Here is a 21,193-nt window from a genome sequence, read left to right on the forward strand (position 1 = left end):
CTTTAAGTCATCGGAAGGAGGGTCACATGTCAGCCTTATCTCAATACCATGACTTAATCTTGTGCGTCGTTTCCGCCCTGGAAGCAAGAGATTCCTACACCAGTTTCCATTCCTCCCGCGTAGCGGAAATGGTGGAAGCCCTATGCAAGTTCCTTGGCATTTCAGGCGATCAGGAAGAACTATTCCATATTTCGGCACACTTGCATGACGTTGGGAAAATTGGCATACGCGACGACGTTCTTTTAAAAGCAGGACGATTGAATGATGAAGAATGGGAAATCATGAAATCCCATTCTTTGCAAGGTTACGAAATTTTACGGAAGGCAAAGCTATTTGAGAACGTAGCTATCATTGTACGCGGACACCACGAACGCTGGGACGGTAAAGGTTATCCCGATGGACTGTCCGGCGCAAACATTCCCCTGGGTTCAAGAATTATCGCAATCGCCGATTCCATCGACGCCATGATTTCGGACCGTCCGTATCGCAAGGGAATGGACGTTTCCATCTGTAAGGAAGAAATAAAAAAGAACGCAGGAATCATGTACGATCCCGACGTGGTTAAAGTCGCTTTGGAAAATTGGGATGATTTAATTAAATCGGGCACAGCCGTCTGCGCCATGCAGAGTTAAGTTCCAATTTTAGTCATGCTCTTGGCACATATAGCCATGGTGGAGGCATTATGCAGGAACGCTGATGTTGTAGGCGAAAGGAATCCAAGGAAACCGCCCAGCAAAAGCCCCGTATTGAAGGTGACGATGAACTTATAGTTGGTCTGAATTCGATCCATCAGCTTTTGGCTCAGAACGCGAAGCTCAGCCAAGTCTTCCAGATTTTCCCCTCGGAGAGTAACGTCCGCAGTTTCCCGGGCAATGTCGGAAGCATCGCTCATGGCAACAGAAACGTTTGCGGCAGCCAAGGCGGGAGCATCGTTAATGCCATCCCCCACCATAATGACGCGTTTGCCTTCTGCTTTCATCCGTTCCACGTAATTGTGTTTGTCTTCGGGCAAAACTTGTGCGTAGAAAGTGTCTATTCCCAGGATTTCAGCGGTACGTTCTGCAGCCTTCTGACTATCGCCTGTAATCATCACCACATTCCGAATACCGGTTTCACGAAGGCGCTTAATGGCAGTGGCAGCCTCTTCTCGCGGAGGGTCGCTAATGCACAAGACACCAGCCAACTTGCCGCCAATACCCAAGTAGATGACGGATGCGGCACCGCCCACTTCTTCGATGATCGCCTGCTGTTGTTCCGTCACGAGAACCTTTTCATCCTCGATTACGAAATGCCTGCTACCGATGACAGCCCTCTCACCTCTAAGGGTTGTGGCAATGCCGTGGGCCACAATATACTTCACGTCCGCATGTTCTTCCGCGTGGTCAATGCCACGTTCTGCGGCACCGTTCACAATGGCCCGGGCCATACTGTGGGGAAAATGTTCTTCGATGCAGGCCGCTATCTTTAAAATTTCTTCTTCGGAACGACCACCAAAGGCAATGACTTTCTGAAGTTTCGGTTCCGCCTTGGTAAGCGTCCCCGTCTTATCGAAAATGATGGTATCTGCCAAGGCAAATTCCTCCAGATACTTTCCGCCCTTCACCGTCATATTCATGTCCGCCGCCTCGCGCAACGCAGAAATCACAGAAATCGGGGTAGAAAGTTTAATGGCGCAGGAATAATCCACCATCAGAATTGAAACTGCCTTGGTAATGTTTCGGGTAAATAAAAGCGTCAGGCCAAATCCAAAAAAACTGAAAGGCACAATGCTATCCGCCAGATGTTCTGCACGGCTTTGAATACCAGCCTTCAAATCTTCGCTATGGTCAATAAGTTCAATAATCTTCTGGATTTTTGTATTTCCATTAACGGCACGGACCTTTACCACAAAGGAGCCTTCGTCCAAAATGGTGCCAGCAAAAACAGTCTTACCTTCGTTCTTCAGCACCGCCTTGGACTCGCCGGTCATGGTAGATTCGTTGACAAAGGCTTCCCCTTCTACAACGGTACCGTCCACAGGAATCATGGCACCATCGCGGATTCTCACCAAGTCACCCGGCACCACGTCCTTCAAGTTGACTAAGGTGTCCACGCCATTTTTAACCACCCAGACTTTGTCCACTTTTACGGCAAGGCTGCCCGTAAGCGCTGTGCGGGTGCGAGCCTTGGTGTAATCTTCCAATAAGCCAGAAACCCCTAGCAGGAACATGACCGTACCTGCGGACTCATAATTTTTCTGGAGCATGGAGGCTCCAATGGCGGCACCATCCAGAACTTCGACGGTCAACTTACCTTCTGCAAGAGTGGATAATCCCTTAGCCACATATTTGAGGCCGCGGAAAACCGTTATGGCCGTTCGAATCGGCAAAGGAACAAACCAGCGCATGAGATAGCGGCGGGCTATCATTTTGCACAGGCTGTTCTGGAAATTGTCATCCAGGGATTGCAACTGGTAATCCGTATCCGGATCCACTTCGGGCAATTCCCTCGGTTTTAAGGCAGTTACAAAATCCAGAATCATCTGGCGATTTTCAGCAGTTGTTTCTGCAGATTCATCGCAGCCATAGTTCAGCAAAAGGCTTCCATTGGCACTATGGATTACCGCAGACTTTACGCAAGGAATCCCCACGCAAGCCTTATGGATACGGCCTTCAAACTTAGGTTCAAAGGCGTAAGGACCACAGCGAAAACGGATACGCCCCGGCCGATCGTATGCGATTCTGAATTTCATAAACTTACCTACACAAGATGACTTGACAAGAAAAATTACTTGTCCAAGCCTGCTTCGGACTTGGCGTCGTTGCAAATGTCGTTAGCTTCGTCTTTCATATCCTGGAAGGCAGCCTTGGCATCGGCAGAGAACTTCATGCCGTGAGCAAGGCCAGTTACAGCAAGTTCACGAGTTTTCTTTGCCTTGAGCACTTTCTTGGTAATAGCGGAGCCAACAGCACCAGCAACCACCAACCAGAACTTTTCATTTTTGAAGATAGACATAGGTTACTCCTTGTTAGTTTTTAACTAAGTTAGACACTCTAATTTTGTTAGCCAATTTAACTTTGTTAGACCAGCTAACTTTTATTTTAAGCCAAAGCTAAAACCTTGCCCAGTTCCTGACACTTAGCCTTTGCGTCGTCATCGGGAGCATTTTCAACAGCCAAGGGTTCATCCACAAGGTTCAAGCCCGCGGCAACTGCATCCTCTTTCCAGGGAGTCATATATTCGCCGCCGCCCCAGCCGTATGAACCGAAAAGAGCCACCTTCTTGCCAGCAAGAGCAGGTTTCATTTTTTCATAAAGAGGCTGAAATTCGCTGTCTTCCAATTCTTCGGCACCCATGGCAGGGCAACCTAGAGCAAACTTTTCAAACACCGCTGCAGAATCTGCAGAAAACTCGGTGGTATGAAAAATTGAAACGTCTCCGCCGACACCTTGTGCGCCAGCAGCAATTTCCTTCGCCATCATTTCGGTATTTCCGGTTCCGGACCAATAAATAACTGCAATTTTACTCATTTTATTTTTCCTTTTTTTTAGTAAATCAACTTGCGACAGTCAAGCGTTCCAAGGAAGCACCCTGTTCAAATCGAGTCCAAAGAATCTCCTTGCATTTTTTAAAGACCTCAAAAATATGCATGGAATTTTGAACGTCGTTATAAACCTTCCAACAGCCTATTTGCTTGTAATTTCTGCCTCCGTTGGCGATAAAATCCCGCACATCATCCAAGGGATATCCCAGAAAAACCCCTACTTCATGGGGAAAACAAACAGATTTCATCATGCGCTTTCGAAACGATTTTAGCAAGGAATCCACATCGAATTTCGCATACCCGAATCTTTTCAGGAAATTCTGGATTTCACAAGAACAGGTAAGAGATCTAAGCGCACAATCCCTATAGACATAGATGTAATAACAGCCTCTTTTCTCTGCAACAACCTTGACAAAAACGCCTTTAGGATTCAAAACCTTATTCCAGCGGGAAAGAAGATTGCATAACAGAAGGCCGTCGGCAATTTCAAGGCAGAATAAATTCCCCACCTTTACGCCAGCTAGTGTAGGCGCACATTGCCGAACGAGACATGAATCAAACATTCTAGCCATAATTAGATTAGTCTAACTTTAATTTTTTGCCAAATATATCCCGCCCGCGGCATTTACCGGGGCGGGAAACCCTCCAGCTCAATGAGGTAACATAACTTTGAGCTGGCGGAGGTTTTATGGCATTTTCTTAAAAGGCGAAGACGGTTTCCACACCAAGCTGCAAGCTAATGTCGTCATTGTCGCCGTAGTCATCACCCAGGGGCTTATTCAGCATACCGAAGCCGGTAATTTCAAGACCTTCTACAGGGGCAAAGTAAAGACGGAGGCCTGCAGCAAAGGAACCCAAATCCTCATCGCTATCCAAGGTGTTGCTGTGGTATTCCAGCGGGATTCCCAAGGTAAGAGCGCCCACCAAATTCAGGCTGGGTTCCACATAGGCAAAGAAGTATTCCGGGATTTCTTCACCGTGATCGATGGGAGCATCTTCGTCAAAGAGAGCGTAGAATGCGGTTGCCTTGATGTTAAAGCCACCCACTTCAAAAGAGGGTTCCACCAGGAAGGCATGAGTTGCACCCGGTTCATCTTCACCAAGGGCATCCACATGGAGACCATACACGGCGTGGAATCCGAAGCCGCCAAATTTCAGGTTGGCATCCACACCAGCGTGGAGTTCATTGTGTTTCGGTTCCTGATAGGACTTGTAATCCACATAGGGGCGAACCGTGTGTTCGCCTAAGCCCAATTCATAGGCCAAGTGAGCGTTGTATGCAACGCCTACGCACGATTCTTCACCATCTTCTTCAAAGCATACTTGATTGTCGTTGTCGCCGCGACCAAAGCCAAGGCCAAAAACAAAGCCATTATAGTCAACTTCAACTCCTCGGATGTCGTGTTCGGCCATACCAGCGGCATTGTCGGCAGGATCGTCGTAGCCGTAGTAGTTCAGGAAAGCTCCCTCAGAAAAAGTCAAGTCACCGGCCTTGACCACAAAATTTTCGCTCTTGGTGTACTGAACGAATGCGCCATTGTAAATAGCGGCAGGATCAGTAGATTCGCCATCCGCTTCCAACTGCACCTCTGCAGACCATTGATCATTGAACTTTACTGCAAAATTCAAATCAAAGGTGGAGGCGTAGCTATGGGTAACTTCGTCGTCATTGAATAGATCGCCGGTGTAGGCATCGAACTCGACTTCGCCAGAAATTGCGACTTCAGGGCCCTTGGATTCTGCAGCGGATTCAGCGGAAGCGGCTTCTTCTGCAAAAGTATTTGCTGCAAGGAGGGAGGCGGTCATTAAACCGAATGCAATATTGTATTTCATTGTTTTTCCTTTTTTCTTTTTGTTATAAACTTTAAAGGCTGTGCCGGGCATTGCCATCATCTAATGGATAATCGCCGCGCAGTTGTTTTTAGCTTAAGTAAACTTTATTAGACTAGACTAACCACGAGTTTGTAAATTAGGGCCGTTGGAGGAGACACGTTCCAACGGCCCCGATTTACGTTTTTTGTATTTCTCGATTCACACTCATTTCCATCTTCGAACGCTACATTACAATTTCTAAAACTGGAACCTCGCGCCTCGAACCTGGAACCTCATCAGTCTTCGAATCTCTTCTGCTTGTTAGCCTTGATGCCGAAGAGTTTCAGGAAGATTCCAGTACCAATGAGGACAATCACTGCCGTGACAATCCAGCCGGTGCTTCCGCCCACAGGAATCTGGTAGAGAAGTACGGCAATGGCCCAAGCAAGGATCGTCTGAACAGTCGCCATCAGCACGCCAAGACCCAGGCCGATTTCGCGGACCACCACGCCCATGGCTGCCAAGCAAGGCACATACAGCAGGATGAATACCAGGAAGGCAAACACCTGCCAATTGAACCCGTCGTGACCGCCGTTATGGAAGTAGGAACGGAGGTTTGCATAGATGTCGGCGGTTTCGCTCAGGTCGCCTTCTTCAAGAGCACCCATGGCATCTTCATCCAATTCGATACCGGCAGCGGCAAGCTTTGCAAATACAGCTTCGCGAGTCTTTTCGTCCTCCTCTTCTTCGCCGAAGGTTTCGATAGCGGCATATTCTTCGCAGGTCAAGACCTTGGCTTCCTGGATCTTATCCAAGGTTTCCTTCTTCAGTTCTGCAGCGCTTTGGGCTTCAAGTTCGCCAGAGGTTCCCAGGATGTCCGTAAGAGAGCCAAAGACTTCGCTGAGGTTTGCAGGGATAGAAGAAACTGCTTCAATGAATGCAGCCTTGAGATCAGGAGCACCATCTTCCTCTTCTTCTGCAGGGCATTCGTCAACACCTGCGATGAGAGGCTTTTCTTCTTCGGCGGGAGGTTCTGCAACTGCGGCGGTTTCGGCAGGTTCCGCACTGGATTCTTCGCTTGCGCTCAGAATGACGCTAGGAGAGTCGCTCGGAATGACACGGGATGCGGTTTCGCTCAGAATGACGTTGGAGTCAGCAGAAGCAGCAGTGCTGTCGGTAACAGCCACACTTTCTCCTTCTGGTGCCGGGGCGGTTTCAACAGCCGGGGCTTCCTCAGCGACAATTTCTGCGGCTTCAGAAGGTGCAGCGGGTTCAGCCTGAGGGCCTTCCACCGCTTCACTCTTCGGAGCCATGGAGTACAGAGAGTTCATGGTGCCGATGACAGCTTCCTTAGCCAAGAGTCCGGTAAAGAGGGAAACGGAGGCCGGCCAGTTATCTTCTTCGACACCAAAGGGTTCAAACACAGGGGTAATGGTCTTACCCACAGAAGAAAGCAAACTGTTTTCGGAATCTGCGTTACCGGCGGTAAACTTGCCATCCACATAGCCAAAGGCATTGAGGAAGCCGAGAATAGCCACGGCAACAGTAATCACCTTACCAGCGCGAATCACATAGTCCTTCAGCTTGAGCCAGGAATGAATCAGCAAGGACTTGATCTTCGGCAAATGATAGTTAGGAAGTTCCATCACGAAATTGCTGGACTGACCCATGAACAAGGATTTCTTCAGGAACAGACCGTAAATGATGGCGAACACAATACCCACCAGGTAAAGCAGGAACACGATGGTTCCAGCCTGCTTTCCGAAGAAGGCCGCAGCGAACAGAGCGTACACCGGCAAGCGGGCGCCACAGCTCATGAAAGGCACAAGGAATATGGTGAGGAAGCGTTCGCGCTTACTTTCAAGAACGCGAGAACCCATAATACCCGGAACGCCGCAACCGAAGCCCACCATCATGGGAACGAATGCACGACCAGGGAGGCCCAGGAATCTCATAAAGCGATCCGCCACGAAGGCGGCGCGAGCCATGTAACCAGAGTCTTCCAAGAAGGTAAGGCAGAGGAACATGAAGAAGATCACCGGAATAAAGGTAGACACAGTCTGAATACCAGCGCCAACACCATCGGCAAGAACTGCAGAAATCCAGGCAGGAGCACCAATCACATCGCTAAGCAAATAGCCCAGGCCATCCACAAAAATGGCACCGAAAGAAATATCAAAGAAATCAATAAAGGCGCTACCGATGGTCACGGCCACCCAGAACACCAGGTACATCACCAAAAGGAAGATGGGAAGAGAAAGCCAACGATTCAAAAGGATTGCATCCAACTTATCAGAATGCGTTTTCTTGGCGCGATCACCAACGATTACCGTACCGGCGATTTCGTGGGCCATGCTGTAGCGGGCATCGGCCATGACGAATTCAGATTCTTCGCCAAGCTTTGCAGTAACTTCATCCCTGTTCAAGGCAACACCGGCAGCAGCAAACTTGTCTGCATAGCTGTTACTGTTACCCAGGTACATCAAGGAAACCCAACGGGGTTCTGCGTCAAGCAACTTTGCCACAGGAGCGACCAGAGATTCCAATTCCTTCACCACATTCTCCACCTTGTCACCATAGGTGAGACCGGCAGGGATGGCAATAGGGCTAGAGATAACATGGGCCATCTGGCTAATGAAATTGGTAATGCTCTTTTCGTTCACCGCAGAAAGAGGAATGGCGGGAACCCCGAAACGCTTGGAGAGTGCTTCAAGATCAATATGGAGACCGCGCTGTTCAGCGATATCCATCATGTTCACGGCGATGACCATAGGCTGCTGCATATCCACCAGCTGGGTGGTCAGGAACATGTTACGTTCAATGTTCGTGGCATCGACGATGTTTACAATCAAATCGGCTTCGCGAGTGAGGAGGAAATCGACAGCGGCGCGTTCGTCCTCGGAGTTTGCGAAAATGGCGTAAGTACCCGGAAGGTCCACCACACGGATGTGGCGAGCGCCCAGGTCGAAGAAGCCTTCCTTCTTTTCTACAGTGACGCCAGGCCAGTTGCCTACGCTTTGGCGCGAGCCAGTCAAGGCATTAAATAAAGCAGTCTTACCGCAGTTCGGGTTACCTGCAATAGCGATTGTAAACGGTTTTGGTGACATGATATTCTCTTTTCTTTAGAATCCCGCGGATCGGGTATTAGATTCTCTTCAGGTTCAACACATTGCCTTCTTCCCTACGGAGGGAAAGGCGGTAGTTCAAGACACTCACTTCAATGGGATCCCCCAGAGGAGCAATCTGCATCACTTCCAAAGTGACGCCGCGGACAAGGCCCATGGAAAGGAGCTTGGACTTGTAGCGGGCATCGCCTTCGTTGTAGCCAATAATTTCCACCTTGTCGCCTTTCTTCAGTTCAGAGAATTTCGGCTCGACGTTCCACTTTTTCGTTTTTCCGTCGCAGCCACAGCCGCAATTACAGCTCATTTTTTGTTACCCTTTGCAACCTTCAACTTCTTTACAGTTGTGATTACAGTTTCCGAAGGCTTCATGAAGTCTTCAATTTTAGACAGAGTCTCCGCCGAGAGGATATGCTCCATACAGCAGGCGTCCTTGTCCGCAATGGCTTCGGAAACGCCGAGACGAATTAAAAAACCTTTCAAAAGAATGTGACGATTCAGCACATCGGCAGCAGCCTTGCGACCTGCATCCGTCAATTCAATACCGCTATAAGGTTCCTGGGTGACCAAGCCAAGCTTTTTCAATTCCAGGATGGCCTTTGCCACAGAAGGCATTTTAACCTGCAGGGCAGCGGCGATGTCTTTTACGCGAGCGATGCCATGAGCCAGGCGCAGCATGTGCACCATTTCTAGATAATCCTCTAGGCTCTGGCTGAGCTTTACGTGTTCGTTTTCCATTGTTACCTCTTTTTGTTAGCCAGAACTAAATTTAGTAAGCCTAGGCTAATTAGTCAAGGCTAAATTTGATAAAAAATTATCTTTAACTAACTTTTGTTAAAAATCAGACTTTTACACACCCTACGTCCCCCCAGTATCTAAAATGTGTTCGTATTATTTTATTACATTCACACAAACAAGCAGACGGTTTTTAGTTAAAGCCGCCTGGGCTTGGCGGTTTCTAGGATATGAACTTTTTGAACATTGCAAAACTTATGGTCATACTGGCAGCAGCCTCTTTTGCTAGCCAGACCACATCCATTTTCGTTAAGGACCCGACCGAACTGGAAAACCTCCAGCAGAACCTGGAAAACCTTAAGACAGAGCTGGGCGAAAGCAACCCTCAAGTGGATGATTTGCTGAATCGAGCCAGTAAAATCGCAGAAATGAACAACCGTTGTTCCATGATTTCCATCAACGACGTTCTGGACGACGAATGTAGTCACTTCTACTCGGTGGACCTTCCCGAATTCGAAGATATGTATATGGAAGTGACCGGCGAGGTGCGCCTGAATTCCGTCAAAATGGGCAACACCCTGGCCGAGCGAACCGAGCAGATCCAGGTTTGCGCTTCTGCACTTGGCGGCATTCTCGTTCCCAGGGAGCGATTGCTAAAACTGGACGGCAAAGTGGACCTGGAACCCCTTGATCTTGCAGGGGCCTTTGACGCGACCTACGACTTCACCCTGTATTTTGACCCCAGCCGACTGAAGCAGCAGAAAACTCTAGTGGAACGCTGGATGGAAAAATGTGGCGACGTGGTGATTAGAAAGGCCGGCGATGAATTTGCCCCCTTGTTTGTCGATCGAGTCAATGCCGTTAACGACTCCCTTGAAAAAAATAACGTCAACATCAAGATTATCCTGAATTCCGAAAAGCTAGACATTTACCAGGATTTAAGCAAACCCGTTTCCGGAGCCTATTTCTTGAGCGGAGCCCAACTGTTTGACGTGGCAGCCCTTCCCTCCGGCATGGATTACGCTCACTTCGTGGTAAACCTTCGCGACCAGAAGGTGGAGCAGCCTCTGGGTACTCAAGCGAAATTGCAGAATTTTAGGGGACGTGTGGAATTTACAGCTGCCTATCAAGAAAAAGATTTGATGGGACGCTGGATATGGGGAAATCAAAAAGAAATTAAACGAGCAAAGGTCAAGGGCCAGATTGCCGCCAATGTAGTCACTGGCGACACATCCAAGCCCGCCCCCGTGGTAAAGAAGTTGGCTTCTCTTGATACCACGGCATTGATTGTTTCTGTAGCGGACACTGCAGATGTCAACGAGCAAGAAGATGAAGCCGCCAAGAACGCCGCCAAAGACGCCGCACAGAACAACAGCGGTTCCAAGAAATCCTGGATTCCTACAGCCGTTGCAGGCGTGGTGATGATTGGAGGCGGAGTCATGGCCGCCGTATTCAACAACAAGGCAAAAAAAGAAAGCGAAAAGGAAGCGTCTACCCGATCTGAGTACGACGACCGTTGCGATAAGATCAAGAGCGCCCAGAACATGCGCGCCGTCGGTTTTGGCATAGCCGCCGCTGGCCTCGTAGGCGTAGGCGTAACGCTGCTTTTTTAGGACGGAGAAGAAAGATGAAGTTTTTTAGCGTAGCAAAGGACCTTGCCGTAGCCGCATCGCTTTTTGCGTTCGCGGCCTGCACCGACTATCTGGAAAATTTCCAGGACAAGTATAATGACGGCAACGACTTCGCAGAAGTGGTAAGCGGCGACGACACTGATTCTACAAGCAACAACGGTGATGTCAATTCCGCGGGCGGTAACGGCAGCGAAACCAGCAGCGCAATAGATAACGCAGCCGGTTCAAGTAGCAGCAACGCAAACAACGGTTCCAGCACTTCAAATGGAAACACCTCTTCCAGCAGCGAGCAGAAGACTGGCCTAAACGATGAAGGTTGTACGGGCACAGTCATTTACGACGCAAATAAAGACGTCAACAAAAACGTTTTTGGCAATCCGATAGAAGCGAACGACAGCGTCAGTTTCATAAAGGATGTCGGAGCAACCGCAAAAATCTACTATAGCACAAAACTTCACTCATTAATAACAGACATTGCCTCCTCGGACGACTCCTCATCAACAAGGAACATTACATCGTGGGAAGGCCTCTGCATTGAATACGCCACCGATGGTCCTGCAAACCTATACCTAGGCATTGAAAACAACTACAGACTACAAGTGCTACCAATAACTAACGGCGAAAAGAAATCATTCAAATTATCATGGGAAGACCCCAAGAATAGCAACAACATTATAAAAGGTAATTTTTCAACAGACAAGATAAAATTTTTCTCCTTCGAGAACGAAAAGTCAGACCCAACAAATATAACCGTCTCTAAAATCACAACACTCGCCAAAGTCAGTTTGGAGGAAAACTCCTCCACGGAGCAACACTGTACAGGTACGGCTATTTACGAAAATGGCAAATACAAATTGGGACAAGTTTTCGATGCAGATAATGCTGCCGAGATTGTTAACTTAAAAGATCTAACCATCAATAGTTCTAATAATCAAGTGTTCTTTTACCTTGATTCAGTTAAATCAGCCCTTTTGAATAAATACAGCATAATACACTGGGACGGTCTATGCATAGAATACTCAGCGACAGCTGATTTAGCCGTTACTGTACGCGATGCCGAAAAACAACAAGACCAAATCAATCATCCTCAAGTATTGAAAATCTACGCCACAACACAAGGATTACTACAGTCCAGACAATTTTATTGGAACGAATGGTCTGAATCCAATGGCTATTATAGGAATAACATCATAAATTCCTCAAGCGTGATTTCATTCAGTCTCGATGATCCCAATTCTACGGGATCAGTCAAAATCAACAAGATTACCACAATCGCCAACGTGCCCGAAGACAGCCTTTTGAAGCCAGCCACTTGCGGCGGCAAAGAAATTTATAATGCAAAAAAGAGCTTAAACTATTCCTTACAAGGATACCAATTACAGTTCTCAAGTACAAATCATTCAGAAAATTCCACCAAGGACGGACTCGACCTATTTTTTTCTAACGATACGACCGAAAACTACATTACCATACCTGTAGCGGATGTTTTGAGCGAAAAGACAATCGATGCGAGAGAATGGAAAGGTCTCTGTATCGAATACACTTCGGAAGACTCCTTATCTTTACAAATTTCAAAGTTAATCTCCTCTGGGTGGATAATGGAAAATTGGGAATCGGCCGCGATTCCCGAAAGGGGAACATCTCATCCACTTATGGTACCTTTTGAGAAATTTCAAAATTTCAAAACAGCGGGTTTCAATACGTTCTTAGAAGAAATAAACGAAATCGCCCTTGTATGGAAAAACGATCATAAGACTTCTTCCAAAGCAACCATTTACAAAATCACGACAATAAACCCCAACGTCACTATACCTAATCACTTTCAATAATTTCAACCCATACGAAAAGAGAACAAAATGAAAACTTTATTTACAAAGATGTTATTGATCGCAGGCCTCGCCGCCTCTGCAGCCCTCGCCCAGGAATCCCCCGCAAAGAAGGGTCATGATGCAGGCGTTGGCGTTCGTGTCGCTTTTGATTACGACATGATGTACGGTTTTGAAGAACCGGATGACGACTTCACTGACGACCCCACAGGCTTCGGTTTTGAAGCGGGTCTTACCGCACGCGTTGAAATGGTAAACAATCTGTACTTCGTTCCGGAAGTGGACTTCAATTACAGCAGCACAAACCACAGCGCAGGCCGAAATGAAAGAACCTACTCCAGCATGAATCTGGAAATCCCCCTGATGTTCCGCGGCGTTGTAGCAGAACGTTTCTACGTGAATGCAGGTGCCCAGCTGAATCTCCGTCTCGCCAGCAACGTAGATGCCCCCACATACCACACCGACCCGATTACCCACAAGGAAGTCAAGGAAGAAATGGATGACTTCGAACAGGGAGCTTTCAGCTTCGGCATTGTGGCCGGTGGAGGAGTTTTCGTAATGGACCAGGTTAGCATTGATTTGCGTTTCTACATGGGCATGTCCGAACTGTTCCCCGACGCCGATTACATCGGCGGTGGATTCAGCAACATGGATGAAATCAAGCACCCGTCTTCCATCGATATGGCTGGTGCAAAGATGATGAGCATCAAGCTCGGCGTTAACTTCTGGTTCATCTAATCCGTTGTTTTTTTCAGCATGAAACTGCTAACCGATTTTTCGTATAGCGAATGCCTCCCCATCGTGTCTAACGACGCCATGAGGGCATTAGATAACGACACAAAGGTCTACAACACCCGAAACGATTTCGCATCGTCTGCCGATGCTTCCAGAATCAGTAACACCCCCATTGGAGCAGGTTACATCTTGATGAAGGAGGCCGCCCAAGCCCTCCGCGACACAGTGCTGGATTTTCTAAAAAAGAAAAAAATGCACAAGAGCGTTGCGGTCTTTATTGGCGGCGGCAACAATGGCGGCGACGGTCTTGTTCTTGCAAAGCTCTTGATCGAAGACGGCATTCCTTGCACGGTCTATTCTCTTGCAAAGCCCGATGCCTTCAAGGACGAAGCCCGCATGGCCTGCGATGATTTTATATCGGCAGGAGGCAGACTTTATTCCTGTGAGCAGCTCCCCCTAGCACCCCACTTTACCCTAATAGTCGACTGCATGCTGGGTAACGGGGCCTCCGGAGAATTACGTCCCGCCTTCGCACAAGCGGTAAACACCATCAACAGCTGGAAAATTCCCGTATTGGCTGCAGACGCCCCTACCGGTTATGATTCCCAGCAGCACATAATGTGCGACCCCTGCATCCACGCTGCAGAAACATTGCAGTTTGGCCTCCCCCGTCTGGACGCCTACACCTCTGCAGGCGCCGCCGCTTTCGGAACCGCACTTTTGGCACAGCTCCCCTACCCCGACGAATTGATCCGCAGGGTAGACGCAGGCGTATTCCTGGCCAACGAAAGCATGATTCCCGACCTTCTGCCGGAACGCAACGAAATCGGCGACAAGCGCGCCCAGGGAACCGCCATGATTATCGCCGGTTCTTCCAATATGCCCGGCGCAGCAGCCCTTTGCACCGCATCGGCTCTTAGAAGTGGCGCAGGCCTTGTCACCTTGGCCACACCCAAGTCTAACTTGCGCACACTGCAGGCAAAGCTTAGCGAGCCCGTATTCTGCGGCCTTGGAGATGACAGTTGCGATTGTCTTTCTGTAATGCACCTGATGCACCTTCAGAGTGTCGCCTCTAGGCAGACGGCCATCGCCATCGGCCCTGGCATCGGAACCACCCAGGAAACCCAGGACGCCGTCCGTATGTTCCTGACAGGCTTAAGCACCCCGGTGGTCATTGACGCCGACGCCATTAACGCCTGCGGTTCCGCATACTTCTGCATGGAAGGCGGCCCCGCCAACGCCATCATTACGCCCCACAAGCGCGAATGGGAACGCAACTTCGGACCTCTGCCGACCAACGAAAGTTACTACCCGGAATACTTGCGTCATTTCGCCATGCAGTTCCAGCTGACTATCGTGCTGAAGGGTTCCCCCATTTACGTCGCCCTCCCGGACGGTCGCGTATATGTGATTCCCGCACGCAACTCCGGCTTGGCCAAGGGCGGTAGCGGCGACGTGCTTACAGGCGTGATCGTCTCTCTGCTTTCTCAGGGCATGCCCACTGGCGAAGCAGCCGTTCTCGGTGTGCTGATTCATCAAAAGGCAGGCCGCCTGACCCGCGAAGAACTGGGGCCATTCTCCATGCTCCCCAGCGACGTCATCAAGAACTTGTACAGAGCTTTCTGTTAGAACATTCTACTTTCGAACCATGGCCGAAAAAACTTTACTCTTGCTCGACTCCTACGCTCTCGCGTTCCGCATGTTCTATGCCTATTCCCAGAACCCGCTTAAAAACAGCGCTGGCGAAGATGTGTCCATGATGCATGGCTACTGGGGCGCCGTCCTTAGGATTCTTGCAAAGCACAAACCCACCCATTTCGCCATCGCCCGCGACGTGGCTCATACAAAAACGTTCCGCCACGAACTGTACCCGGATTACAAGGCCAATCGCGGCCCCATGCCCGAAGAAATGGCCGCCCAGATGCCCCTGCTTGGAGAATCTCTGGAGGCAAGCGGCATTCCCCTTTTGTCGGAACCGGGTTACGAAGCGGACGACGTGATGGCAAGTACCGCCGTGGCTGCCGCCGAGGCCGGTTTTGACCATGTGCTGATTATCAGTAAAGACAAGGACATGAGCCAGATCGTGAACGAAAAGATTCATTTGTTCCATCTGGAAAAAGGAGCTGACGGTATTGACTTCGGTCCGGAACAGGTTCTGGAAAAGTACGGCCTTCCGCCTGAAAAAATCCGCGACTATCTGGCCTTGATGGGAGACGCCAGCGATAACGTTCCCGGCGTTCCCAAGGTTGGCCCCAAGACCGCCATTACCCTGCTTGAAGAGTATGGTGACATGGATAATATTTACGCCAACATCGACAACATCAAGAAGAAAGGTCTGCACGACAATCTGGCCAACAACAAGGAACAGGCATTCCTGAGCCGCGAACTGGTAACGCTTCAGACCAAGCGAGCCTTTAACGGAAATTTGGATGCCCTGGAATATAACGGCATCCATGTAGACACCTTGGCCGACATGTTCAAGGAGCACGAAATCAACAGTCTGTTGAGATTGCTGGAAAAAGTTCCGAGCAAGACTGGTTTTGTGAAGCCGGCGGACGCCGACAATGCCGCAGACGAAACTACTGGAGAAAACAAGGAAGTAATCCGCGTCGATTTCGATTTGCCCAAGGATATTCTCCCCACCTACATCTGCGTAGACTCCACTGAAATCTTTGAACAGATGAAGGCCGAGTTTGCAGCCGCCCCCCTGATTGGCGTAGACACGGAAACAGACGGCCTGGACCCCATGCAGTGCGGGTTGGTTGGATTATGCTTGTCTGCAGATGAAGCCAAGGGCTATTACATCCCCCTGAACCATCACGACGAAATCGGGTTCCCCCTGCCCGTGGCCAAGGGAGCCAACTTCGACATCAACGCCGTTAAGCAATGGTTCGTTGAGATTTTTAGCCAGGATGAATCGGCAGAAGTTCAGCACACCTTTGTGTTCCACAATGCAAAATTCGACCTGCACGTTCTGGCCCGCGCCTTTGATTTGACATTACAGCAGATCGAGAAAGCAAACATTATAGACACTCTCATTGCCGCCTGGATGTTAAGCCCCGGCGAAAATGGACTGGGTCTGGATAACCAGGTGATGCAGCGACTGCAGCACGAGATGATTCCTATCGAGAATCTCATTGGCCGCGGCAAGAACCAAATTACCTTCGACCGCGCTCCCATTCCCCAGGCCACCGAATACGGCGCCGAAGATGCAGTTTACACCTTGCGCCTGTGGGCTCCGCTGCAAAAGCAGCTGCAGAAGTACGATTACGAAAAGTACTTCTACCAGCAAGAAATGCCCATGCTCAAGGTTCTGTACCAGATGGAAACCGTAGGCATCGCCGTTGACGTTCCTAGCCTTAAAACTCTGGAATACGAACTGCAACGCCGCATCGAAAATCTGGAAAAGGAAATCTGCGACATGGCTGGCTGCGAATTCAACATCGGCAGCCCCAAGCAGTTGGCAGAAGTCCTGTTCGACACCTTAGGCATGCGCCAGGTTAAAAAGCGCAGCACCGACGCCGCCGTACTGGAAGAACTTTTCTACGAAACCGCCAGTCCCTTTATTGCAGCCATTCTGGAATACCGCGAACTGAAGAAAATGCAGAGCACCTACATCAGCGTGCTGCCCACTCTGGTAAATCCAGAAACCAGGCGCATCCACACCAGCTTTGTGCAGTGGGGTACTGCAACAGGTCGCCTCAGCAGTCGCGATCCCAACTTGCAGAACATTCCCGTGCGTAGCGAACTGGGCAAAAAGATCCGTGCGGCCTTTGTTCCCCAGGATCCCGAGAACGTAATTCTTGCAGTGGACTACTCCCAGATTGAATTGCGCATGCTGGCTCATTTAAGCGGTGACGAAGCCCTGATTGATTCCTACCGCAACAACATCGACATTCACGCCCGTACCGCCGCCGCCATCTATGGCGTACCTCTGGAAAACGTCACCAGCGATATGCGCCGCGATGCCAAGGTGGTGAACTTCGGCGTGCTTTACGGTATGACCGCCTTCCGCCTGAGCCGCGATCTGAAAATTCCCATGGGTCAGGCCAAGGATTTTATTACCGGCTACTTCGACATGTTCCAGGGCGTTCAGATGTTCATCGAGAGCACCAAGGCCAACGCCCACCGCGACGGCTACGTTGAAACCCTTACCGGCCGCCGCCGCTACATCGCAGGCATCGACAGTTCCGACCGCATGGAATCCCAGATGGCAGAACGCATGGCCGTAAACACTCCCGTGCAGGGCAGCGCCGCCGACCTGATCAAGATTGCCATGATCCGCATCCAGAAGCGCATTAACGATGAAGCCATGCCTCTGCGCATGATGCTGCAGGTCCACGACGAACTTGTTTTCGAATGTCCCCGCGACCGCGTCGACGAACTTTCCGCCATGGTCAAATCCGAAATGGAAAACGCCATGAAACTTCAAGTTCCCTTGGTAGCCAGCGTAGGCTTTGGCGAAAACTGGCTAATCGCACATTAAGGAGATTTTATGGAACCCCAAAAGAAAATGTCTAACAAGACCGCCATCGCATTGATTATCGGTCTGCTGGTTTTGTGCAACGCCATCGTTCTGCTGGCACGATAACATGTCCGCAAACATGAAGTTGCTCCCGGCAATTTTGACGGCTTTGTTTTTCGTCGCCTGCAGTGACGATTCTTCTGCAGACGTGGGCTCGATTCCCGAACCGTCTTCTTCAAGCGTTGAAGTTCCCGCCCCCGAATCCTCCAGCGGGGCAGTCTCTGTCCCCGAATCCTCCAGCGACAATACGCCCGCCGAACCAGAATCCTCCGCAAACGAAATTCAGTGGAATCGCGCCAACTTGACCTGGTACGAATCCTACCCTGATGAAGGCAGCGAAGAGTGCATTGAATATAATGGTTGCGAATGGGCAGGTTGGTTTGCAGGTCTAGATGAACAACAGACCCCAGAATGGGTGGCCGAAAACAACATCATTGCCGTTCACGAAAAGGACTGGAATACATACAAGTTAAAGACATTCCGATTACGTAAAGGCGGTCACGAAATTGACGCCGTAGTGTACGATATGTGCTCTGACGCAGACTGCGACGGTTGCTGTACCAGGAATGCAGGCGCTCTCGGATTCCTCATCGATATCGAGGTCAACACGAAGGCCCGTTTCGGAGGGCAAGGTTCCGGCGTTGTGGAATGGACTTGCCTCGACTGCAATCCATAAGCATCATAGACTTATCCCGTTGAGTAAATTTCAACCTTTATAAAAAGGGTAGACGTTTTTTTTCGTACGTTCCACCCTTTATTTATATAGTTTTGTATTTGTTGTTAAAAAAAAGGGTTGATTATGAAAAAGAGTGTATTGGGAGCAGCTCTTGTAGCTGCGTTTGGTTTTGCCCAGGCAGAACCGCTTCCTACCGCCACAGAAATTTTTGAAAAGATGGGTTTGGGAATCAACATCGGCAACACCATGGAAGTGCCGGTAAATCCCACCTGGTGGGGAAACAAGTTCCCTACAGAAGCTTATATCGACACAGTAAAAGCCGCCGGCTTCAACACCATCCGCATTCCTTGCGCCTGGTATAGCCATTCCAACGCCATGAGTCGCGACTCCAGCACAACAGATATTGTCCCCGGAGGCAGCGCCAATGAAATTGCTTCTAGCTGGATGGATTCCGTACAGACCGTTGTCGATTACTGCATGCGTGCAGGCCTCGTGACCATCTTGAACATCCATTGGGATAGCGGCTGGTTAGAAGAAAAACTGAACGACGCCGATAAAGAAAAGGTTAACGAACGTCAGAAAGATTTCTGGACACAGATCGCCACCCGCTTTAGGAATTATAACGAAAATCTGCTTTTTGCCAGCGCGAACGAGCCCGCTACGACCGACGGCAACTACCAACATGAAACAGAAATCCTGATGGATTACCATCAGACGTTCGTAAATGCAGTTCGTGCAACAGGTGGAAATAACGCAAGCCGTACCTTGATTATTCAAGGACCTTCCACTAGCATCGACCGTTCCGTAGAAGTCTACCCGGCAAACAAGATGCCTAAGGATGTAATCGATGGTCGACTTATGTTCGAAGTGCATTACTATGATCCGTCACCGTACACCATTGTAGGCGAGCCAGTAAACTGGGGCGCCATTGTGGAACCGCAATATTACTGGGGCGAAGAAAATTACGCCACCGGCGCAGACATCGTTCATAACTGCGGTTACAACCCCTGGGGTGGCGCTATGGGAACCCCCTGCAGCGCCGACGATGCCATGAAGGCCTTCAAGAAGATGAAGGAAAACTACGTGGACAAGGGAATCCCCGTAATTATCGGGGAATACGGCGCCAATGACCGCGTGAATATTCTTGAAGGTGATGACTATGCAAGGCACCGTAAGGGACGTATCGGCTGGTACACCGCCGTAGCCAAGGCCGCTCTAGAAAACAAGGTTGTTCCCATCGCCTGGGATACCGGCCACGAAGGCAAAAATAACATGACCATCATTCAGCGTCAATCAGTTGACGCAGCGGTCTTCGATGTCGAGATACTGAACGCCTTGCGAAAGGTCTACGGCATGGGAGATTACGTGAACACAGGCATCACCCACGTCGATGACTTCACCAGCGAGAATACAAACAAGATTCGCACGAAGCCCATTACCAACATCAAGGCACCTACAGGCGACAACCGTATTTTTGACATGAACGGAAACCTGGTTCGCGGCAAATTGCGTCCCGGCTCCTACATATCAAAACAGGGCGGTACAACCACCCGCTTTAACGTAAAATAGTCCGACAAGTTTTCTTTCCTCACCAAAAGAAGCTGGCGAATTGCCAGCTTCTTTTTTTTGTTAGACGTTTTCTGTCGGCTTTAAACCGCCAAAATTTTCGCTCTGAAAGTCCAGTTTCCAAGATGCTTCTTGTTCAGGAGCAAATCCTCGTAGACGATTTCCCTAAAACGGTTCCGTGAATAGAATTTGGCATTGTTCTGGGAATTGGTAACCAGGTAAAGGTCGCCGCCACCATTTTTGGCAATGTAAGAGAAAATGCCTTCTTGCAGCATGCGGGATCCGTAGCCCATTCGCTGGCATTCAGGCGCCACGGCGAAATTGCTCAGGTGCCAGTGTGGTTCCTTGATGCTTTTGCAATGACGTTCCAGGCGGTCCATCATACTGGCGTAACCCAGCAGGTTAAACATTCCTCCGGGAAATGCCGCCCGGAGCGCCCCGTTCTTCAGGTATTCCCCCAAAGTCATGGTCTTGTGCCAAGGAGCGTCCATGCAGGCACAACAGACGATACGATCGCCCTCGACGCCCACAAACAGCATTTTTCGCTTGAAATAGATGTTCACCGCCGTACGATGAATGGCCCAGGTAAACCTCCGGTAGCGTTTTTCGCACTTGGGGCGGTAAATATTGCTGAACTCGTAAGGCATAAAAGCCTCGGAGCACACCCTAATACATTCCTTTAGTTCTTCTTTTTTCGCTAAACGGAACTCCATATCCTAGCCCTTCCAATCCAGTTAAACCTAAAGTATGTTATTTATGGGCAGAAAAATAGGTCAAATTTCTTATTTTTCGCAAATTTCGCCATTTTTACATAGCGCGCCCCTGGTGTGACGTAGACCTCATCTTTTGATTTGGAACACATTTTATGGCTTACAGCCGACCGGAAAGGTAAACTTTCATATACATTTGTTGAAGATATTGCACCGCTTATTTTGACGCACATCAAAGTAATGGTCCCAAACAGCCATCCCCTATTTAACTTTAGCCTTGGTTGTTTGGTTTTTGGTTGGTTAAATGGGATTTTCCCGCAAAAAGGAGTAAC

17 protein-coding genes are annotated in these 21,193 nt (G+C 49.4%); 8 read left to right on the top strand and 9 right to left on the bottom strand.

Annotation, left to right across the window (positions count from 1 at the left end):
• Nucleotides 1-26 precede the first annotated feature (26 nt).
• Nucleotides 27-632 (top strand): HD-GYP domain-containing protein, encoded by a 606-nt coding sequence (locus BUB38_RS03900; protein ID WP_073157305.1) that lies wholly within the window; start codon nt 27-29, stop codon nt 630-632.
• Here BUB38_RS03900 and BUB38_RS03905 read toward each other — a convergent pair.
• The 8 genes from BUB38_RS03905 to BUB38_RS03940 form a co-directional block, all read right to left on the bottom strand.
• On the bottom strand, nt 629-2,731 hold the full coding sequence (locus tag BUB38_RS03905) for a heavy metal translocating P-type ATPase (RefSeq protein WP_073157307.1): 2,103 nt from the start codon (nt 2,729-2,731) through the stop codon (nt 629-631). The two genes, BUB38_RS03900 and BUB38_RS03905, sit on opposite strands and share 4 nt — an antisense overlap.
• A gap of 35 nt (nt 2,732-2,766) precedes the next feature.
• Nucleotides 2,767-2,994 carry a DUF1490 domain-containing protein gene (locus BUB38_RS03910; protein ID WP_073157310.1) on the bottom strand — a complete coding sequence of 76 codons (228 nt, stop codon included), beginning with the start codon at nt 2,992-2,994 and terminating at the stop codon, nt 2,767-2,769.
• 86 nt (nt 2,995-3,080) lie between these two features.
• Nucleotides 3,081-3,509, bottom strand: a complete 429-nt coding sequence (locus tag BUB38_RS03915) for a flavodoxin (protein WP_073157312.1) — start codon at nt 3,507-3,509, stop codon at nt 3,081-3,083.
• Between the two features lie 25 nt (nt 3,510-3,534).
• Nucleotides 3,535-4,095, bottom strand: a complete 561-nt coding sequence (locus tag BUB38_RS03920; protein ID WP_073157315.1) for a DUF3793 family protein — start codon at nt 4,093-4,095, stop codon at nt 3,535-3,537.
• 127 nt (nt 4,096-4,222) lie between these two features.
• Nucleotides 4,223-5,356 carry a hypothetical protein gene (locus BUB38_RS03925; RefSeq protein WP_175547636.1) on the bottom strand — a complete coding sequence of 378 codons (1,134 nt, stop codon included), beginning with the start codon at nt 5,354-5,356 and terminating at the stop codon, nt 4,223-4,225.
• A 275-nt stretch (nt 5,357-5,631) separates the two neighbouring features.
• A complete protein-coding gene (feoB, locus tag BUB38_RS03930) occupies nt 5,632-8,442 on the bottom strand; it encodes a ferrous iron transport protein B (RefSeq protein ID WP_073157317.1) in 2,811 nt (936 codons plus the stop codon).
• Nucleotides 8,443-8,479: 37 nt separating this feature from the next.
• The gene (locus BUB38_RS03935) at nt 8,480-8,764 is read right to left on the bottom strand and encodes a FeoA family protein (RefSeq protein ID WP_083541872.1); all 285 of its coding nucleotides are present in this window, start codon (nt 8,762-8,764) and stop codon (nt 8,480-8,482) included.
• Nucleotides 8,761-9,195: a metal-dependent transcriptional regulator gene (locus BUB38_RS03940; protein WP_073157320.1), complete on the bottom strand. Its 435-nt coding sequence runs from the start codon at nt 9,193-9,195 to the stop codon at nt 8,761-8,763. The genes BUB38_RS03935 and BUB38_RS03940 overlap by 4 nt, the downstream gene beginning before the upstream one ends.
• 227 nt (nt 9,196-9,422) lie before the next feature.
• On the opposite strand from BUB38_RS03940, the gene BUB38_RS03945 reads away from it, so the two are divergent.
• The 7 genes from BUB38_RS03945 (at nt 9,423) to BUB38_RS03975 (ending at nt 20,154) form a co-directional block, all read left to right on the top strand.
• Nucleotides 9,423-10,805: a hypothetical protein gene (locus BUB38_RS03945; RefSeq protein ID WP_073157323.1), complete on the top strand. Its 1,383-nt coding sequence runs from the start codon at nt 9,423-9,425 to the stop codon at nt 10,803-10,805.
• Nucleotides 10,806-10,819: 14 nt separating this feature from the next.
• Nucleotides 10,820-12,652, top strand: coding sequence for a hypothetical protein (locus BUB38_RS03950; RefSeq protein WP_073157326.1), 1,833 nt, complete (start codon nt 10,820-10,822; stop codon nt 12,650-12,652).
• Between the two features lie 27 nt (nt 12,653-12,679).
• Nucleotides 12,680-13,387, top strand: a complete 708-nt coding sequence (locus BUB38_RS03955) for an outer membrane beta-barrel protein (protein WP_083538158.1) — start codon at nt 12,680-12,682, stop codon at nt 13,385-13,387.
• An 18-nt stretch (nt 13,388-13,405) separates the two neighbouring features.
• Complete coding sequence (locus BUB38_RS03960; RefSeq protein ID WP_139258216.1) at nt 13,406-15,013, top strand: NAD(P)H-hydrate dehydratase; 1,608 nt, start codon at nt 13,406-13,408, stop codon at nt 15,011-15,013.
• Between the two features lie 19 nt (nt 15,014-15,032).
• Nucleotides 15,033-17,870, top strand: a complete 2,838-nt coding sequence (gene polA / locus BUB38_RS03965) for a DNA polymerase I (RefSeq protein ID WP_073157331.1) — start codon at nt 15,033-15,035, stop codon at nt 17,868-17,870.
• 106 nt (nt 17,871-17,976) lie between these two features.
• Entirely contained in the window at nt 17,977-18,585 is a 609-nt protein-coding gene (locus tag BUB38_RS03970; RefSeq protein ID WP_073157333.1) for a hypothetical protein, read from the top strand.
• A 123-nt stretch (nt 18,586-18,708) separates the two neighbouring features.
• Nucleotides 18,709-20,154: a glycoside hydrolase family 5 protein gene (locus BUB38_RS03975; RefSeq protein WP_073157336.1), complete on the top strand. Its 1,446-nt coding sequence runs from the start codon at nt 18,709-18,711 to the stop codon at nt 20,152-20,154.
• Between the two features lie 80 nt (nt 20,155-20,234).
• Here BUB38_RS03975 and BUB38_RS03980 read toward each other — a convergent pair whose 3' ends face one another.
• Nucleotides 20,235-20,864 carry a GNAT family N-acetyltransferase gene (locus tag BUB38_RS03980; protein ID WP_083538157.1) on the bottom strand — a complete coding sequence of 210 codons (630 nt, stop codon included), beginning with the start codon at nt 20,862-20,864 and terminating at the stop codon, nt 20,235-20,237.
• Nucleotides 20,865-21,193 lie beyond the last annotated feature (329 nt).

The organism is Fibrobacter sp. UWH5 (assembly GCF_900142505.1).
Taxonomy (GTDB): domain Bacteria; phylum Fibrobacterota; class Fibrobacteria; order Fibrobacterales; family Fibrobacteraceae; genus Fibrobacter.

What these genes read in the sequence shown, in the direction of transcription:
- BUB38_RS03950 (WP_073157326.1), top strand. Translation starts at nt 10,820, where the DNA reads ATGAAGTTTTTTAGCGTAGCAAAGGACCTTGCCGTAGCCGCATCGCTT.
- BUB38_RS03920 (WP_073157315.1), bottom strand. Translation starts at nt 4,095, where the DNA reads ATGGCTAGAATGTTTGATTCATGTCTCGTTCGGCAATGTGCGCCTACA.
- BUB38_RS03955 (WP_083538158.1), top strand. Translation starts at nt 12,680, where the DNA reads ATGAAAACTTTATTTACAAAGATGTTATTGATCGCAGGCCTCGCCGCC.
- feoB (WP_073157317.1), bottom strand. Translation starts at nt 8,442, where the DNA reads ATGTCACCAAAACCGTTTACAATCGCTATTGCAGGTAACCCGAACTGC.
- BUB38_RS03900 (WP_073157305.1), top strand. Translation starts at nt 27, where the DNA reads ATGTCAGCCTTATCTCAATACCATGACTTAATCTTGTGCGTCGTTTCC.
- BUB38_RS03910 (WP_073157310.1), bottom strand. Translation starts at nt 2,994, where the DNA reads ATGTCTATCTTCAAAAATGAAAAGTTCTGGTTGGTGGTTGCTGGTGCT.
- BUB38_RS03915 (WP_073157312.1), bottom strand. Translation starts at nt 3,509, where the DNA reads ATGAGTAAAATTGCAGTTATTTATTGGTCCGGAACCGGAAATACCGAA.
- BUB38_RS03945 (WP_073157323.1), top strand. Translation starts at nt 9,423, where the DNA reads ATGAACTTTTTGAACATTGCAAAACTTATGGTCATACTGGCAGCAGCC.
- BUB38_RS03940 (WP_073157320.1), bottom strand. Translation starts at nt 9,195, where the DNA reads ATGGAAAACGAACACGTAAAGCTCAGCCAGAGCCTAGAGGATTATCTA.
- BUB38_RS03980 (WP_083538157.1), bottom strand. Translation starts at nt 20,864, where the DNA reads ATGGAGTTCCGTTTAGCGAAAAAAGAAGAACTAAAGGAATGTATTAGG.
- polA (WP_073157331.1), top strand. Translation starts at nt 15,033, where the DNA reads ATGGCCGAAAAAACTTTACTCTTGCTCGACTCCTACGCTCTCGCGTTC.
- BUB38_RS03935 (WP_083541872.1), bottom strand. Translation starts at nt 8,764, where the DNA reads ATGAGCTGTAATTGCGGCTGTGGCTGCGACGGAAAAACGAAAAAGTGG.
- BUB38_RS03960 (WP_139258216.1), top strand. Translation starts at nt 13,406, where the DNA reads ATGAAACTGCTAACCGATTTTTCGTATAGCGAATGCCTCCCCATCGTG.
- BUB38_RS03905 (WP_073157307.1), bottom strand. Translation starts at nt 2,731, where the DNA reads ATGAAATTCAGAATCGCATACGATCGGCCGGGGCGTATCCGTTTTCGC.
- BUB38_RS03925 (WP_175547636.1), bottom strand. Translation starts at nt 5,356, where the DNA reads ATGAAATACAATATTGCATTCGGTTTAATGACCGCCTCCCTCCTTGCA.
- BUB38_RS03975 (WP_073157336.1), top strand. Translation starts at nt 18,709, where the DNA reads ATGAAAAAGAGTGTATTGGGAGCAGCTCTTGTAGCTGCGTTTGGTTTT.
- BUB38_RS03970 (WP_073157333.1), top strand. Translation starts at nt 17,977, where the DNA reads ATGTCCGCAAACATGAAGTTGCTCCCGGCAATTTTGACGGCTTTGTTT.